14 protein-coding genes, 1 tRNA gene and 1 riboswitch are annotated in these 15,169 nt (G+C 69.3%); of the genes, 9 read left to right on the top strand and 6 right to left on the bottom strand.

What is annotated here, in order from left to right:
- Nucleotides 1-179: 179 nt before the first annotated feature.
- On the bottom strand, nucleotides 180-947 hold the full coding sequence (locus tag Mterra_RS11815) for an enoyl-CoA hydratase/isomerase family protein (RefSeq protein ID WP_119315376.1): 768 nt from the start codon (nucleotides 945-947) through the stop codon (nucleotides 180-182).
- A 65-nt stretch (nucleotides 948-1,012) separates the two neighbouring features.
- Between Mterra_RS11815 and Mterra_RS11810 the strand changes: the two genes are divergently transcribed.
- The 3 genes from Mterra_RS11810 to Mterra_RS11800 all read left to right on the top strand — a co-directional run bounded on the left by Mterra_RS11810 (nucleotide 1,013) and on the right by Mterra_RS11800 (nucleotide 4,532).
- Nucleotides 1,013-2,707 (top strand): M14 family metallopeptidase, encoded by a 1,695-nt coding sequence (locus Mterra_RS11810; protein ID WP_119315375.1) that lies wholly within the window; start codon nucleotides 1,013-1,015, stop codon nucleotides 2,705-2,707.
- A gap of 196 nt (nucleotides 2,708-2,903) precedes the next feature.
- Nucleotides 2,904-3,383: a cupin domain-containing protein gene (locus Mterra_RS11805; RefSeq protein WP_119315374.1), complete on the top strand. Its 480-nt coding sequence runs from the start codon at nucleotides 2,904-2,906 to the stop codon at nucleotides 3,381-3,383.
- Nucleotides 3,384-3,386: 3 nt separating this feature from the next.
- Nucleotides 3,387-4,532: an MFS transporter gene (locus Mterra_RS11800; RefSeq protein WP_119315373.1), complete on the top strand. Its 1,146-nt coding sequence runs from the start codon at nucleotides 3,387-3,389 to the stop codon at nucleotides 4,530-4,532.
- On the opposite strand, the gene Mterra_RS11795 is transcribed toward Mterra_RS11800, so the two are convergent.
- Nucleotides 4,489-5,166: a M23 family metallopeptidase gene (locus tag Mterra_RS11795; RefSeq protein WP_119315372.1), complete on the bottom strand. Its 678-nt coding sequence runs from the start codon at nucleotides 5,164-5,166 to the stop codon at nucleotides 4,489-4,491. The two genes, Mterra_RS11800 and Mterra_RS11795, sit on opposite strands and share 44 nt — an antisense overlap.
- Nucleotides 5,167-5,425: 259 nt before the next feature.
- Complete coding sequence (gene tsaE / locus Mterra_RS11790) at nucleotides 5,426-5,851, bottom strand: tRNA (adenosine(37)-N6)-threonylcarbamoyltransferase complex ATPase subunit type 1 TsaE (RefSeq protein ID WP_119315371.1); 426 nt, start codon at nucleotides 5,849-5,851, stop codon at nucleotides 5,426-5,428.
- A gap of 379 nt (nucleotides 5,852-6,230) precedes the next feature.
- Here tsaE and Mterra_RS11785 point away from each other — a divergent pair, with 379 nt between their 5' ends.
- The 3 genes from Mterra_RS11785 to Mterra_RS11775 all read left to right on the top strand — a co-directional run bounded on the left by Mterra_RS11785 (nucleotide 6,231) and on the right by Mterra_RS11775 (nucleotide 10,395).
- Entirely contained in the window at nucleotides 6,231-8,159 is a 1,929-nt protein-coding gene (locus Mterra_RS11785) for an NAD(P)-binding protein (protein WP_245971612.1), read from the top strand.
- 298 nt (nucleotides 8,160-8,457) lie between these two features.
- Nucleotides 8,458-9,369, top strand: coding sequence for an alpha/beta fold hydrolase (locus Mterra_RS11780; protein WP_170159644.1), 912 nt, complete (start codon nucleotides 8,458-8,460; stop codon nucleotides 9,367-9,369).
- Between the two features lie 78 nt (nucleotides 9,370-9,447).
- Nucleotides 9,448-10,395, top strand: coding sequence for a ketopantoate reductase family protein (locus Mterra_RS11775; protein ID WP_119315368.1), 948 nt, complete (start codon nucleotides 9,448-9,450; stop codon nucleotides 10,393-10,395).
- A 41-nt stretch (nucleotides 10,396-10,436) separates the two neighbouring features.
- On the opposite strand, the gene Mterra_RS11770 is transcribed toward Mterra_RS11775, so the two are convergent.
- On the bottom strand, nucleotides 10,437-10,670 hold the full coding sequence (locus tag Mterra_RS11770; protein WP_119315367.1) for a hypothetical protein: 234 nt from the start codon (nucleotides 10,668-10,670) through the stop codon (nucleotides 10,437-10,439).
- 268 nt (nucleotides 10,671-10,938) lie between these two features.
- Here Mterra_RS11770 and Mterra_RS21950 point away from each other — a divergent pair, with 268 nt between their 5' ends.
- Nucleotides 10,939-11,145, top strand: coding sequence for a hypothetical protein (locus tag Mterra_RS21950; RefSeq protein WP_147372735.1), 207 nt, complete (start codon nucleotides 10,939-10,941; stop codon nucleotides 11,143-11,145).
- A 42-nt stretch (nucleotides 11,146-11,187) separates the two neighbouring features.
- Here the strand turns inward: Mterra_RS21950 and Mterra_RS11765 are convergent, their stop codons facing one another.
- Together Mterra_RS11765 and Mterra_RS11760 are read right to left on the bottom strand one after the other, a co-directional pair.
- Nucleotides 11,188-12,408 carry an RtcB family protein gene (locus Mterra_RS11765; protein ID WP_119315366.1) on the bottom strand — a complete coding sequence of 407 codons (1,221 nt, stop codon included), beginning with the start codon at nucleotides 12,406-12,408 and terminating at the stop codon, nucleotides 11,188-11,190.
- A 302-nt stretch (nucleotides 12,409-12,710) separates the two neighbouring features.
- Nucleotides 12,711-12,797: transfer RNA gene (locus Mterra_RS11760), tRNA-Leu, on the bottom strand.
- Between the two features lie 108 nt (nucleotides 12,798-12,905).
- Nucleotides 12,906-13,076: riboswitch (cobalamin riboswitch) on the top strand.
- 142 nt (nucleotides 13,077-13,218) lie between these two features.
- Between Mterra_RS11760 and Mterra_RS11755 the strand changes: the two genes are divergently transcribed.
- Both Mterra_RS11755 and Mterra_RS11750 read left to right on the top strand, forming a co-directional pair.
- Nucleotides 13,219-14,082: an ABC transporter substrate-binding protein gene (locus Mterra_RS11755; protein WP_119315365.1), complete on the top strand. Its 864-nt coding sequence runs from the start codon at nucleotides 13,219-13,221 to the stop codon at nucleotides 14,080-14,082.
- A gap of 70 nt (nucleotides 14,083-14,152) precedes the next feature.
- Nucleotides 14,153-15,130, top strand: coding sequence for a FecCD family ABC transporter permease (locus Mterra_RS11750; RefSeq protein WP_119315377.1), 978 nt, complete (start codon nucleotides 14,153-14,155; stop codon nucleotides 15,128-15,130).
- Nucleotides 15,131-15,169: the final 39 nt, after the last annotated feature.

The following is a 15,169-nucleotide window of genomic DNA, read 5'->3' as shown; positions in this document are numbered from 1 at the left end:
GGGGGGGATAAACCCTCCCCGCGCGCGGGTAGGGTTTATCCCCCCCTGCCCCCCTTGTTAAGGGGGGTGACAAGACGTTTTGCGTTTTGCGTCTTCGTTTTGCGTTTGGCGTTTAGCTATCGGCTATCGGCTATGGGCTATCGGCGTTGGGCGTTCGGCCATCGCCATCGGCGCTACCCTCACCCGAACCGCGGCGCCCGCTTCTCGAAGAACGCCGCGATGCCCTCGGCCAGGTCGCCGGTCTCGCGCACCCAGGCGTTGGCGATGGAGGCCAGGCGCAGGCCGTCCTCCAGGCCCATCCCCGGCAGGGCGTTGAGCAGTTCCTTGGTCAGCGAGACCGAGGCGGGGGCGTTGGCGGTGATCTCGCGGGCGAAGGCCAGGGCCTCCTCGAGCACCCCCTCCGCAGGCGCCAGCTTGTTGACCAGGCCCATGCGGAAGGCCTCCTGGGCGCTCACCAGCTTTCCGGTGAGCAGCAGCTCGCGGGCGTGCTTCTCGCCCACCGAACGGATGAGGATCACGCCCACCAGCGCGGCCACGAAGCCGATCTTGACCTCGGTGTAGCCGATGCGGGCCCCCTCGCTCATCACCACCACGTCGCAGGCGGTCGCCAGCCCCGCGCCCCCGGCCACGGCGGGGCCGTTGACGGCGGCCACGGTGGGCTTGGGGAAGGTGTAGAGGCGGTGGAAGAGGCGCATCAGCTCGCGGGAGTGGGCCAGGTTGGCCTCGGCGCCCATCTGGGTGACGTTCTTGAGGAACTCGAGGTCGGCCCCCGCGCTGAAGGCCTGCCCCGCGCCGGTGAGCACCACGGCCCGCACGCCGCCGTCCTGCTCGGCCTGGTCCAGCGCCTCGAGCAGGCCGGAAACCATGGCGGGGGAGAGGGGGTTGCGCCGCTCGGGGTCGGAGAGGGTGAGGACTCGGATGGAACCCTGGTCGCTGCTGGTAACCATGCCTCAATCCTATCGGGAGGGGGCGGGCCCCGTATACTGACCGAGACAGCGAAAAAGGAGCCGCCATGCCCGAACTCGACCTATCCCGTTTTTACCTCTACGACGAGCTCACCGCCTACTTGCAGGCCGTGGCCGCGGAGTACCCCCACTTAGCGCGGCTGGAGTCCATCGGCAAGAGCTACCAGGGCCGCGACATCTGGGTGATGACCCTCACCCACTTCGCCAGCGGGGGCGACCTCGACAAGCCCGCCTACTGGATCGACGCCAACATCCACGCCGGCGAGGTCACCGGCGGGGCCACCGCGCAGTACACCATCCACTACCTCACCACCCGCTACGGCTCCGACCCCCAGGTCACCCGGCTGCTCGAGCGCTCGGCCTTCTATATCTGCCCCCGCGTATCGCCCGACGGGGTCGAGCAGTACCTCACCACCCCCCACCAGGTGCGCTCCTCGCTGCGCCCCTACCCCTTCGAGGACGAGCGCGAAGGCCTCTACCCCGAGGACGTGGACGGCGACGGGCGCATCCTGCAGATGCGCGTCAAAGACCCCAAGGGGGCCTGGAAGGTCTCCGAGAAAGACCCCCGCCTCATGCGGCCCCGCGAGGTGGGGGAGGAGGGGGGCACCTACTACCACCTCTACCCCGAGGGCCTGATCCGCGGCTGGGACGGCTATACGGTCAAGCCCGCCCCGCCCCGCCACGGCCTCGACCTCAACCGCAGCTTCCCCGCCGACTGGGGCCCCGAGAGCCAGCAGCGCGGCGCCGGGCCCTTCCCGCTCTCCGAGCCCGAGACCCACGCCCTGGCCCAGTTCTTCGCCCGGCACAAGAACATCAACGGGATGCAGGCTTACCACACCTACTCCGGCGTGATCCTGCGCCCCTACTCCGGCAAGCCCGACGACGCCCTGCCCACCCACGACCTCACCGTCTTCAAGCGCTTGGGCGAGAAGGGCACCGAGCTCACCGGCTACCCCCACACCTCGGTCTTCCACGGCTTCCGCTACGACCCCAAGACCACCCTGCGCGGCGGCTTCTTCGACTGGCTCTACGAGGACTTGGGCATCTTCGGCTTCTCCACCGAGCTGTGGGACGTGATCAGCCTGGCGGGCATCGGGGAGAAGCAGCCCAACGGCGTGCTCAAGCGCGACTTCATCGGCTGGTTCCGCTCTCACCCCGAGGAGGACGACCTCAAGCTCTTGCAGTTCAACGACGAGCACGGCCTCGAGGGCTTCAAGACCTGGACCCCCTTCGAGCACCCCCAGCTCGGGCCCGTCGAGATCGGGGGCTGGGACTACAAGCGCTTCTGGGGCAACGCCCCGGCCAAGTTCCTGCCCGACATCGCCCACAAGAACGCCCTCTTCACCCTGCTCCACGCCGAAGTCAGCCCCCGCCTCGAGCTCAAGCTCGCCAGGGTCGAGCCGGTGGGCGAGGGCGTCTGGCGGCTGATCGCGGTGCTGGAGAACACCGGCTTCCTGCCCACCTACACCAGCGCCAAGGCCCTGGAGAAGAGGGCGGTCGAGCCCATCCGCGTCAAGCTTCACCTGGGCGAGGGCGCGCGGCTGGTCGCGGGCGAGGCGGTGCAGGAGATCGGGCACCTCGAGGGCCGCTCCAACAAGATCGAGCTCTTCGGCGCCCTGCCCTTCGGCGACCAGGAGAAGAAGCTGGAGTGGGCGGTCGCGGCCCCCGCCGGCAGCACGGTCAGGCTCGAGGCCGTCGCCCAGCGCGCAGGGACGGTGCGGCAGGAGATCCGGCTGGGGTAGAGCTCGTCACGGAGCAAGAGCGGCGGGCTTTTAAGCCTCCAGCCCTGAGCCCTCAGCTCGTGGCCTGTCGAGGGTCGAAGGTCCAGGGCCCGGGGCCAAGGCGTAAGGCGTACGACGCAGGACGTACGACCCGCGCCCCGTCCCCGCGTCCCCGGCGCTTAGCCACCGGCTACCGATCATCGACTACAATCGCGGGGTGCGACCTCCCGCCGAGTACTGGATTAAACACCTCGGGCTCCAGCCCCATCCCGAAGGGGGCTACTACACCGAGACCTACCGCGCCGCCCACACCCTGCCCGACGGCCGCCCGGTGGCGACGGGGATCTATTTCCTGCTCGAGCACGACAACTTCTCGGCCCTGCACCGGCTGAGCTCCGACGAGACGTGGCACTTCTACACGGGCGACGGCCTGACGGTGCACCTCATCGAGCCCGGGGGGACCTACCGCACCCTGAGCCTGGGCCCCGACCCCGCGCAGGGCCAGGCCTTCCAGGGGGTGGTCCCGGCGGGCTGCTGGTTCGGCGCGACGGTGGAGGCCCCGGGGGGTTACGCCCTGGTGGGCTGCACGGTGGCCCCCGCCTTCGACTTCGCCGACTTCGAGCTGGCCGAGCGCGAGGCCCTGAGCCGGCTATACCCCCAGCACCGTGCCCTCATCGGGCGCCTGACTCGAGGCTGAGCCGTGGCGACCCGCTCCCTCCCCACGACCCGCCTGGCGGTCACGGCGGTGTTCTTCGTGTGCGGTCTGGTCACGGCCGCGTGGGTGGCCCGCATCCCGGCGATCAAGGAGGCCCTCGAGCTGAGCGCGGGCGCGCTGGGCCTGGCGCTCACCGGGATGCCCATCGGGCTGGTGCTGGCGATGCCCGTGACGGGCTGGACCATCGCCCGGGTGGGCAGCCGCAGCGTGGTGGTGTGGGCCTCCTTCGCCTTCAGCCTGATCCTGCCCCTGCTGGGCCTCGCGCCCAGCGCCTTGTGGCTGTGGCTCGTGCTGCTGGCCTTCGGCTTCGCCAGCGCGGCCATGGACATCTCGATGAACGCGCAGGCGGTGGAGGTGGAGAAGGCCTACAAGCGGCCCATCATGTCCAACTTCCACGCCTTCTTCAGCCTGGGGGGGCTGGTGGGGGCCGTCCTGGGCGGCTGGGCAGCGGGCATGGGGATGGGGCCGCTGGCCTTCTTCCTGCTGAGCGCGCTGGGCTCGAGCCTGCTCTTGCTGTGGGCCATGCGCCACTTGCTGGCGGTGACGCTCGAGGCGGGCGCCCCCGGCTTCGCCATCCCCCGCAACGCGGTGCTGCTGGGGCTGGGGGTGATCATCTTCTGCACCGGGTTGGGGGAGGGGGCCATGGCCGACTGGAGCGCGGTCTACCTGCGCGAGGTCATCGGGAGCAGCGAAGCCCTGGCCGCCTGGGGCTACGGGGCCTTCTCCCTGGCGATGGTGCTGGGCCGCCTCAGCGGGGATTGGCTCACCCACCGCGTGGGCCCGGTGCGGCTGGCCCGGGTGGGCGGCCTGCTGGCGGCGGCGGGGCTGGGCGGGGCGCTGTTGGCCCAGGGCCCCCTCCCGGTGCTGCTGGGCTTCGTGCTGGTGGGGCTGGGCTACTGCACGCTGTTCCCGCTGGTGTTCAGCGCGGCGGGCCGGGTGGAGGGGGTGCACCCCGGCGTGGCGCTGGCCTCGGTGGCGACGCTGGGCTACCTGGGCTTCCTGGCCGGCCCGCCCCTCATCGGCTGGATCGCCCAGCTCAGCTCGCTGCGCTTTTCCTTCGCCGTGGTGGCGGTGCTGGCGCTGTGCATCACCGCGCTGGCCGGGCTGCTGGGGCGCTCGAGGGCCTCGTAGCGGGCTTGGCGCCCCCCGCCTTGCCCAGCGTCTTCCAGTCGCGGTCGCGCAGCAGCACCAGCGGGTTGATCACCCGCTCGTCGCCGCTCCACCAGCTCCCGTAGACGCCGAAGTGCAGGTGGGGCGGGGTGGTGCGGGCGTTGCCGGTGTTGCCCACGTAGCCCAGCACCGTGCTGGTCGTGACCTCGTCGCCCTCCTCGAGGCCCTTGGCGTAGGCGTGGAGGTGGGCGTAGTAGTAGCGCCGCCCGCCCGGCCCCAGCACGTAGACGTAGTTGCCCCCGAGCTGCCCGTAGCCCATCCGCACCACCACGCCCTCGGTGGCCGAGTAGACCGGGGTGCCCCGGGGCGCGAAGATGTCCTGCCCCTCGTGCTGGCGCCCGCCCGAGCGCGGCGCCCCGAAGGTGTCGGCGACCTGGCGCACCCGCACCCCGCGCACCGGCATCAGGATCTCCTCGTCGGGCGGAAGGCTGTACATGCGGGCATAGCCCGCGAAGGGCTCCCACAGCGGGGGCTGGGGCTCCTCCTGGGCTTCGGGAACGGCGGGCGCGGGGGCCTGCGGGGCGCCGGTGGAGGAGTCCTCGAGCAGCAAGCACGAGGACAGCCACAGGCACAGGCTGAGCAGCAACGGGCGCATTACCCTACGAAGGTAGCGGTTTCCGGGCGAGAATAGTGAAGTCCAGAGGGCGTTGGGGCACAATGCCTGGACCGCCTCCCGCTCCTGTGCGGTCGTACGTCGGGTGCGGGTCGTACGTCGTACGCCAAACGCCGAACGCCGAACGCAAGACGCAAGACGTAAGACGCAAGACGCTAGATACCGGTCGTACGTCGTACGGCCTACGCAAAATGCCTTAGACCCTGGACCCTCGACGAGCTGACGGCTGAAGGCTGAGGGCCTAAAGGCCAGGGATGGCGGGGGCGTCGCCGTGAGGGAGCAGCTCTACGGTCCGGGCGTCGCCCTGAGGGGTCAGGCGCACCTCGAGGCTGTTCGGGAAAACCTCGGGATTTCCCCACTCCACCAGCACGCAGCGGGCTTCGGGGAGGTAGTCCTCGAGGCCCAGGCTGAAGAGTTCTTCCTGGTCGGCCAGGCGGTAGGCGTCGATGTGGACGATGGGGCCTCGGGGGGTGGGGTACTCGTGGATGAGGGTGTAGGTGGGGCTGGTCACCTCGCCCCCGAAGCCCAGCGCCTCGGCCAGGAACTTCACCAGCGTGGTCTTGCCCGCGCCCATCGGGCCGGTGAGCAGCACCAGGGCCCCTTCGGGCAGCGCTTGGGCCAGACGTCGCGCGAAGCGGCGGGTGGACTCGAGGTCGGCGAGCAGCACGCGGTTAGCTTACGGCAGCCCCGACGCGGACGAAAGCCGGCGGGCTGTTTAGGATGGCGGCGGCTATCAACCTTCCGCCTGAGCCCTGACCCAGCCGCAGCGGCCCGGACTTCCCGGCCAGCCCCCTGGGCAAGCCCGGCTACACGCTCGAGTTCTGCGAGCCCTTCCGGGGCCCCAGCCTCGACACCGGCAAGTGGCTGCCCTACTGCCTCCCCCAGCGGAGCAGCCGGACCCTGGGGGGTGTTGAGCCGTCGCCAGCCCCCGGGCCGGTGCGCTAGGATGAGCGGGTAGTTCGTTCAAGTCGGCTTGGGGGCTCCCTGCACGGCGTCGGGGTTGGAGGGTGGGTATGCCATATTCCAAGGAAGACAAAGAGCTGGGTATGGACCGCAAGATTTCGCGGCGGGACTTCCTCAACGGGGTTGCCCTAAGCGTGGGGGCGGCAGCCGCCGGGGGCATGGCCACCAGCGCCCTGGCGCAGGGGGCGCCCGACCCCGCCACCCTCACCGGTTTGCGCGGACAGTACGAGGGCGTGCAGGCGGTGATGCACGCGGTGCGCGACGGGACCTTCCGGCTCGAGCCCGGCTCGGTTCGCCCCACCAAAGAGCGCTACGACCTGGTGGTGGTGGGGGCCGGGATCAGCGGCCTGGCCGCGGCTTTCCACTACCGCCAGCTCTCGCCCGGCTCCAAGGTGCTGCTGCTGGACCCCCTCGACGACTTCGGCGGCCACGCCAAGCGCAACGAGTTCAGGGTGGGGGGCCGTACCCTCATCGGCTATGGCGGCTCGCAGTCCATGCAGACCCCCTCCTACTTCAGCCCCGCCGTCAACAAGCTGCTCTTCGACGTCGGCATCGAGCCGCAGAGGTTCGAGGGCTACTACGACGGGGAGTGGTTCGACAAACGTGGCCTGGGCGAGGGGATGTTCTTCGCCAGGGAGGTCTTCGGCAGCAACAAGCTGGTGCGGGTGGAGGAGAAAGCCGCCGACTGGGTGCCTAAGACCCCGCTCAACGCCAGGGCCAAGCAGGACCTGATCCGCCTGATCGACGACCCGCCCGACTACCTCGAGGGGCTCAGCCGCGCCGAGAAGTTCGAGCGGCTCTCGCGCATCACCTACAAGGAGTTCTTGCTCCAGACCGTCAAGGCCGACCCTCAACTGGTGACGGTTTTCCAGAGCAGCACCGAGCCCTACTTCGGGGTGGGCATTGACGCCACCACCTGCCTCGACGCCTGGGCCAACTACAACCCCGGCTTCGACGGCATGGACCTGGGCGAGAAGATCTACAAGACCATGAGCCCCAGCGGGCGGCTGGCCCGCACCGACCCCGACGATTACATCTACCATTTTCCCGACGGCAACGCGGGGATCGCCCGTGCCCTGGTGCGCCGCCTGATCCCCAGGGCGCTCAAGGGGCGCAGCATGGAAGACCTGGTCACCCAGCGGGTGGACTACGCCCAGCTCGACGTGCCCAACACCCCGGTGCGGCTGCGCCTGGGCGCGACGGTGGTGCGGGTGCGGCACCTGGGCGACCCCGCCACCGCGGGGGAAGTCGAGGTCGCCTACGCCAGCAAAGCTGGCCTGCAAAGCGTGCGGGCCGGGCACGTGGTCCTGGCCTGCTGGCACAGGGTGATCCCCTACCTCACCGACGAGCTTCCGGCTGAACAGCGCGAGGCCCTCGAGGACCAGGTCAAGGTTCCGCTCCTATACACCAACGTGGCGGTCCGCAACTGGAGGGCCTTCGACCGGCTCAAGATCGGCAACTTCAGCGCGCCGGGCACCTTCTTCGCCAACGACGTGGGCATTGACTTCCCGGTGAGCATGGGCGCATACCGCTTCGCCCAGCGCCCCGACGAACCCGTGCTGCTGCACCTGGGCAAGGTGATGACCTCGCCGGGCAAGCCCAGCCGGGAACAGGCCCTCGAGGGCCGCCGCAGGCTGCAAGCCCTGAGCTTCCGCGACCTCGAGCGCACCGTCCGCGACCTGCTGGGCCGCGCCCTCTCGGGCGGGGGCTTCGACCCTGCCCGCGACATCGCCGCCATCACCGTCAACCGCTGGGCCCACGGCTACGCCTACGAGTACATGCGCCCCTGGGACGCCTTCTGGCCCGATGGCCCCCTGCCCATCGAAACCGCCCGCAGGAAGTGGGGCCGCGTCGCCATCGCCAACTCCGACTCGGGGGCCTATGCCTACGCCCACTCGGCCATAGACCAGGGGGTGCGGGCGGTGCGGGAACTGGTGTACGCCCGCCCGGACGCGCCCGCCTACGCCAAGTTCCCCGGGCCGCCGCCGGAGAAGCTGGAGTTTTTCGAGTAGGGCTCACCGAGACCACCCCCGGAAGCCCCTGCCTTCAGGCATGGGGAGGAAGGGGGTGGCGCTCGAAGAGCGCTGGATGCCCGACAAGCCGTGATGATGTAAACTGCCCTCATGGTTGCTGAGGCTATAGGGCACTCCCTTGGGAGCAACGGCTTTTTGCCTGCGACGCAACCTATTTCGCAGCGGGGTCAAACCCGCTGGGCCGCTGTAAACCGGCCATACCTGGGGGAAGCGACAAGTGCTAGGCATGAGTCTGTCCCCGGAAGCCCCCGGCTTTAGCCGTGGGGTGGTTTACCCTATGAGTCTTCCCCCCTGGCCTGCCCCATCGGGCCCGCTCGAGGGCTTCGTCCCGCTCGAGAACGCCCGCCTGTTCTACCGCGACGTCGGGCAGGGGCGGCCCGTCGTGGTCCTGCACGGCGGGCCGGACTTCGACCACACCTACCTGCTCCCCGACATGGACCGCCTGGCCCGCTCGTGCCGCCTCATCTACTACGACCAGCGGGGTCGCGGGAGGTCGGCGGACGGCGTGCGGCCCGAGGACGTGTCGCTCCGCTCGGACGTAGCGGACCTGGAGAGCCTGCGGGCCCACTTCCGGCTGGAGTCCGCCGCGCTCCTGGGCCACTCCTGGGGCGCTCTTCTGGCGATGGAGTACGCCCTTCGCCACCCCCAGCGCCTCTCGCACCTGATCCTGCTCAACACCGCCCCCGCCTCGCACGGCGACTACCTCCTCTTCCGGCGGGAACTGCCCGGCAGGCGGACCGCCGCTGACCTGGAAAAGCTCGGCTCCCGCCCCGCCGACCCCCGGTACCAGCAGGGCGACCCCGACGCGGTCGCCGAGTACTACCGCAGCCATTTCCGGGCCACCCTGCGGCAGCCTGAACACCTGGAAAGGCTCGTCCAGAGCCTGCGCTCGAGCTTCACCCGAGAAGGCGTCCTGAAGGCGAGGGCCATCGAGGAGCGGCTGATGGAGGACACCTGGCTTTCCGCCACGTACGACCTGCTCCCCCGGCTCCAGCACCTCCGCGTCCCCACCCTGCTCGTCCACGGGGAGCACGACTTCATCCCCCTGGAATGCGCCGCACACGTCGCCGAAGCCATCCCCGGCGCCCGGCTCACCGTCCTGAGGGGTTGCGGCCACTTCGCGTACATGGAAGCTCCGGAGGAATTCCGGCGGGCAATCGCGGATTTCTTCGCGGCAGACGATTTTTAAGGACGTAAAAGCTCGAGCCCGCGAGCCGGGTCTGGTATGGTCATCGGGTAGTCCGTAGCGCTTGTCCGAGGGGGTCATATGAACTCAAAGCCGGTCTACGTCCTGGGCTCCGGAGCCATCGGCTTCCCGCTGGCGGCCTACCTCGCCAGGGCCGGAAGGCCGGTGGTCGCCGTTCGCACCCGCAGCCCGCACGTGCCGAGGGGCACCGTCACCGTGAGCGTGGACGACGGCGCCGAGCGCGTGAGCGCCGAGGTAGAGACGGTCTCGCTGTCGGGGCTGGGGGGCCTCGAGGGGACGATGGTGGTCGCCGCCAAGGCCCACGCCAACCCCGCGATCGCCCGTGAGCTGGCCGGCAAGGCGGCGAAAGGCCCCGTCGTGATCCTGCAGAACGGGGTCGGCGTGGAGAAACCCTTCCTCGAGGCCGGCTTCCCCGCCGTCTTCCGCTGCGTCGTCTACGCCACCGGCCAGGCCGTCTCCGAGCACGAGTTCCGCTTTCGCCCCATCGCCTCCTCGCCCATCGGCGTCGTCAGCGGAACCCGGCCGGGCCTGCAAGCCTGCGTCGAAGCGCTGAGCACCGCGCAATTCCCCTTCCACGCCGAGGCCGACATCCAGCGCGAGGTCTGGAAGAAGGCCCTCATCAACTCGGTCTTCAACTCCGTCTGCCCGCTGCTCGAGGTGGACAACGGCATATTCGTGCGCTCGGAGGCGGCGGCCGGCCTGGCGCTCGAGGTGGTGCGGGAGTGCCTGGCGGTGACCGACCGGCTCGGCCTGGGCCTGAGCGAGGCCGAGGTGATGGCGCAGATCCTGCGGATCAGCCGGGGGTCCGACGGGCAGCTCATCTCGACGCTACAGGACATCCGCGGCGGCAGACCCACCGAGATCGAGTCGCTCAACCTCGAGATCGCCCGGGTCGCGGCCTCGCTGGAGCCCCCGGTCCCGCTCCCCAGGGTAGAGCTGCTGGGCCGGATGGTGCTGCTGAAGTCGCTGCAAAGCGCAGGGAAGGGCACCCGCCCGGCCCCGGGCTGAGCCCCGACCCGCGCCGCGCGTCAGGTCGTCTCGTACCAGGTTCAGCCCTCTAGGACCCGCACAGCCAACGAGATCTTCTCAGCCTCCGGCGCGTCGGAATAGCGGAAGAAGGCCTCCTCCAGGTACGCCACCGTGCGTCTGTCCGTCAGCCAGCTTTTGAGCAGGGGAATCTGCCTACTGCTGAGGAAGGGGTTGAACGAGCGTCCGAGGTGGATCTGCATCGAATGCTCCAGCACGAATTGGGCAAGATGAGTAGCGGCCTCCAGCGCAGGCATCTGTAGCCATGTTTCCAAATAGCCCCACAAGTCCTCGTCCGCGCTCGCAACAGCGAGAGAGCACGGTGCTCGGATCGAGGGCTGGGTTCAGGCCAGGCGGGGTGAGCAGGCTGACCTTCCACCAGTCCAGCAGGAAGCGTCGGATAGCAGCCTGTTCAGCATGAGGCCAGCTCTGCCACTGTGCGTACCGTAGCTTACCCAAGGCAATTTCTGGATAAGGCCACGTGAAGGCACCTTCGCTGGTCAATTCGAAAATCCGGGGCAGAAAGTGCTTGAAATCTTCAACTTCGCCGCATGTGGAAAGCAGATCGGCGGCAAAGGAGGACAGATTCTCGGCGGAGAGCTCACGAAGGGGCTTGGCGTCGAGCTTCAGGATATCCTCGAAGCTGAAGCAGTGAGGGATGCAGCAGGGCATGGTGAGCCGGAAGGGATAACCCGCGAACACCTCGTAAAGATGGTCAATGCTGGAGCGTAAATCACCGACGGCATGAGCTGGCATGAGTGCCCCCCTGCGAACTTAGTCCTTGTACGGGTCGAACTCGTTGGCCCCGGCCATCACCACGATCAAAGGGCGCAGGGTGTGCAGCACCTCGACGGTCTTGCCCTGGGCCTCGAGCACCTCCGGCAGGCGGCGGTACACGTGGGGGCTCTCGTCGAGGCCGCCCCCGCGCAGGGTCACGCCCTTCTGCTTGAGCCACTTCTTCATCGCCCCCTGGGTGACCTGCCCCGGCTGGAGGATCTTCCCGGTCTTGCGGTCCACCTTGCCGAGGGCCTGGCGGCGGCTCATCACCCGGCCCGCGCCGTGGACGGTGGAGAAGAGCGCGGCTTCTTGCAGGGCGCGGGTTTGGGGGCCGGGGTCGGGGGTGCCCTGCAGGATCACCGCGTCGTCGCCCATGCTGCCGCCCACGAAGCCTTTCTGGCCGGGGAAGGCGGGGGTCGCGCCCTTGCGGACGACCACGTACTCCTCGCCGCCGTGGGTCTCCTTCCAGGCGAAGTTGTGGTGGTTGTGAACGAGCTCGAGCTCCCGCCCGCCCAAAATCTGCACCACCTTGCGGGCCACCCACTCCCGGCCCACGTAGGCGTAGCGCCCGGCCAGGTTCATGAGGGCCCAGTAGGCCTGGCCGAGTTCGGAGTTGAGGTCCAAGAGCGCCTCCACCTCGGCGCCCTTCGAGCCCCACGGGCGGTTCTGGGAGAGGGCCATGAAGCCCGAGGCGACGGTGTGGCCGAGTCCCCTCGAGCCGAAGTGCACGCCCACCCAGACGCGGTCCTGTTCATCGGCGAACACGTCCACGTAGTGGTTGCCCGAGCCCACGGTGCCGAGCTGGGCGCGGGCCTTCTCGCGCAGGGCCTCGCGCTCGCCCTTGCCGGGGACGGCCTCCCAGGCCGCGTCCTCGAAGAGGGGGTCGTTCACGGGGGCGTCGTCCGACTTGTTGGAGCGCCCGACGCCGAAGGAGATGGTGCCGGCGATCTCGTCGGCGAGGGCCTCGAGGTGGGGCGCGATCTGTCCGAGCTTCAAGTCGGTGCGGATGGCGGCGCAGCCGCAAGCGATATCGAAGCCAACCCCGGCTACCGAGACCTTGTCGCGGTAGGCCGCTACTCCTCCAATGGGCATGATGTAGCCCACGTGTGAGTCGGCGCATAGCACCGCCCGCTCAGCCCTTTCGTAAACCTGGCGGATCTGGTCTATGGTTTCCCTGTCGGGGTTTCCGAAGACGACGATCCCGTTTTCAATCCGCATCGGTGTGCGCCTCGCTTTTATAAAGGTCTTGATGAACTCGACTTGAGGTGTCGGAAGTTAATGCCACGCACCTTTTGCCCGCACTCGGCACAGCGCATAGGTCGAGTGTAAAGAAGCATTGGGAAAAATAAAACAGCCCGCTGCTCGAGCGGGCCGGTCGAAAAGCGGCTTTCAGCCGACGCGACAACCCGCCGCCCGCGTGAGCGCACGCAGGGAATTCGCGCTGGGTTGGGGCATCCGGCCAAACATGCGGTTTTACACCTCCAAAAGGGTAGGGGCGATGCGCGCATCGCCCCTACGTCTGGTGCCGGGAGCGGGACTTGAACCCGCATGAGCTTGCGCTCGCTACCCCCTCAAGATAGTGTGTCTACCAGTTCCACCATCCCGGCAAGGGCAAAGGACAGTTTAGGAGCCAAGGCCCGGCTTGTCAAGGATGCCCCCGCCCTTGCCAACTGACCGGGGCGGGTGTAGTGTGACCCTGAGCCCGCTAGGGTGACACAGCTCGGCCCGTCCTTGGTGCTGTGGCGCGTAGCCGCAGCTTAAAGTGGGGAAACCGGTGAAGCCCATCGGGGCCAGTCCGGTACTGTCGCGCAACGGTGAGGGTGCATTGGGACCGACCTCCGGTCACCGCCTCGAGTCCGAATACCTGCCAAGGAGCCTCCCGACCCGATTAAGGAGGCACCTCTCGCAAGAAGGGGGAGTATTCGGGGAACCACCGCTTTTCGGATGCCCCTGCTCCCGCAGGGGCGTTTTCTATGCCCCAACCTCCGCGTGAAGGCCGAGCGCCCGTGGGCGGCTCAGGAGGCATAGATGAAGCGTGTGTGGTTGTTCGTGCTGAGCCTGCTGTTTTCCCTGGCCTTTGCCCAGTTCCCGCGCACCCTCAAGGACGACCTGGGGCGCGAGGTGACGGTCCAGGCCGCCCCCAAGCGCGTGGTGGCGATGCTGCCCTCGATCAGCGAGACGGTGTGCGCCATGGACGCCTGCGGCCGGCTGGTGGGGGTGGACGACTACTCCGACTACCCCGCCCAGGTGACCCGGCTGCCCCGGGTGGGCGGGCTGTACAACCCCAACCTCGAGGCCATCGTCGCCCTCAAGCCGGATCTGGTGTTCGTCTCGGTCTACGGCAAGCTGCACGAGGGGCTCGAGAAGGCGGGGGTCAAGACCTTCGCGATCAAGACCGAGAGCTACGACGACATCTTCCGCACCATCCGGCTGCTGGGCCGGGTGCTGGGCCTGGAGGGGCAGGGCGAGCGGCTGGTGGCGCGGGTGCAGAAAGAGGTCTTCGAGGTCGAGAGCCTGGCGGCGAAGGCCAAGAACCGGCCCACCGTCTACTACGAGATCGACCCCACCCCCTACAGCGTGGGCCCCGACTCCTTCATCGGCGTGCTCATCGCCAAGGCCCGCGGCGTGAACATCCTGCCCAAGGAGCTGGGCCTGTTCCCCCAGGTCAGCCCCGAGCTGGTCGTGCAGAAGAACCCCCAGGTGATCATCCTCACCCACCCCGGGCTGGCCGACCTCAAGAAGCGGCCGGGCTGGGCGGGGATCCGCGCGGTGCAGGCGGGCCGCTTCTGCTCCTTCACCGGCGACGGCGACAACCTGCTCTCGCGCCCGGGCCCGCGGGTGGCCCAGGGGCTCAAGCTGCTGGTGGCCTGCCTGCACCCCGAGCTGAGGTGAGAGGGCCGTGGTGAGAGCCCCCGCGCTCCCCTCCGGCCGCCTGCCCCTGCGCCTGGGGGTGACGGCCGCGATGCTGGGCCTGCTGGCGCTGGGGCTGGTGCTGGGGGTCGGCTTCGGCGCGGTCCCGGTGAGCCCGGCCGAGGTGCTGCGGGCGCTGGCGGGCCTCGAGGCCAACCCCATCGTCACCGAGCTGCGGCTGCCGCGGGTGCTGGGGGCCATGCTGGTGGGGGCCGCGCTGGGCCTGTCGGGCGCGGCCTTCCAGGGCCTGTTCCGCAACCCCCTGGCCGACCCCTACCTGATGGGCTCGGCGGCGGGCGCGGCCTTCGGGGTCACGCTGGCGGTGAGCCTGGCGGGCGGGCTGAGCGGGGCCTTCGCCCAGGGGGCGGTGTTCGAGGCGCTGCCGGTCTCGGCCACGCTGTTCGGCTTCCTGGGGGCCTTGCTGGCGGTGGCCGTGACGCTGCTGCTGTCGGGCGGGGCCAGCCGCACCCACGACCTGATCCTGGCCGGGGTGGTGGTGGGGAGCGTGCTGGTGAGCCTGACCAGCTACCTCATGCTCATGGACGCCGACCGGGTGCGGGCGGTGTTCGCCTACACCCTGGGCAATTTGGCCTTCCTGGGCTGGGCGGGGGTGCGCAGCGTGGGCTTCTACCTGCTGCTGGCGCTGCCGCTGGTGTGGGCCTTCGGGCGCACGCTCAACGCGCTGAGCCTGGGCGAGGAGACCGCGCGCAGCCTGGGGCTGCCGCTGGGCCGGCTCAAGCTGTTCCTGATCGCCGTGGTCACGCTGCTCACGGCGGCGGCGGTGGCCCAGGCGGGGATCATCGGCTTCGTGGGGCTGGTGGCGCCGCACATCCTGCGCCGCCTGGCGGGCGGGGACTACCGCTACCTCCTGCCGGCCTCGGCGCTGGGCGGGGCGGTGCTGATGGTCTACGCCGACCTGCTGGCGCGGCTGCTCATCGCCCCGGCCGAGCTCCCGGTGGGGATGGTCACGACCCTGCTGGGCGGGCCCTTCTTCCTGTACCTGCTGTGGAGGGAACGTGGCCGGGCCTGAGGCGGGGCTGCGGGCGGAGGGCGTGAGCCTGGCCTACCG

This window comes from Calidithermus terrae, from assembly GCF_003574345.1.
In the GTDB taxonomy this organism is placed as follows: Bacteria; Deinococcota; Deinococci; order Deinococcales; family Thermaceae; genus Calidithermus; species Calidithermus chliarophilus.
The sequence above is the reverse complement of the archived record's forward strand: the minus strand, read 5'-3'. Positions and strand labels throughout refer to the sequence as shown.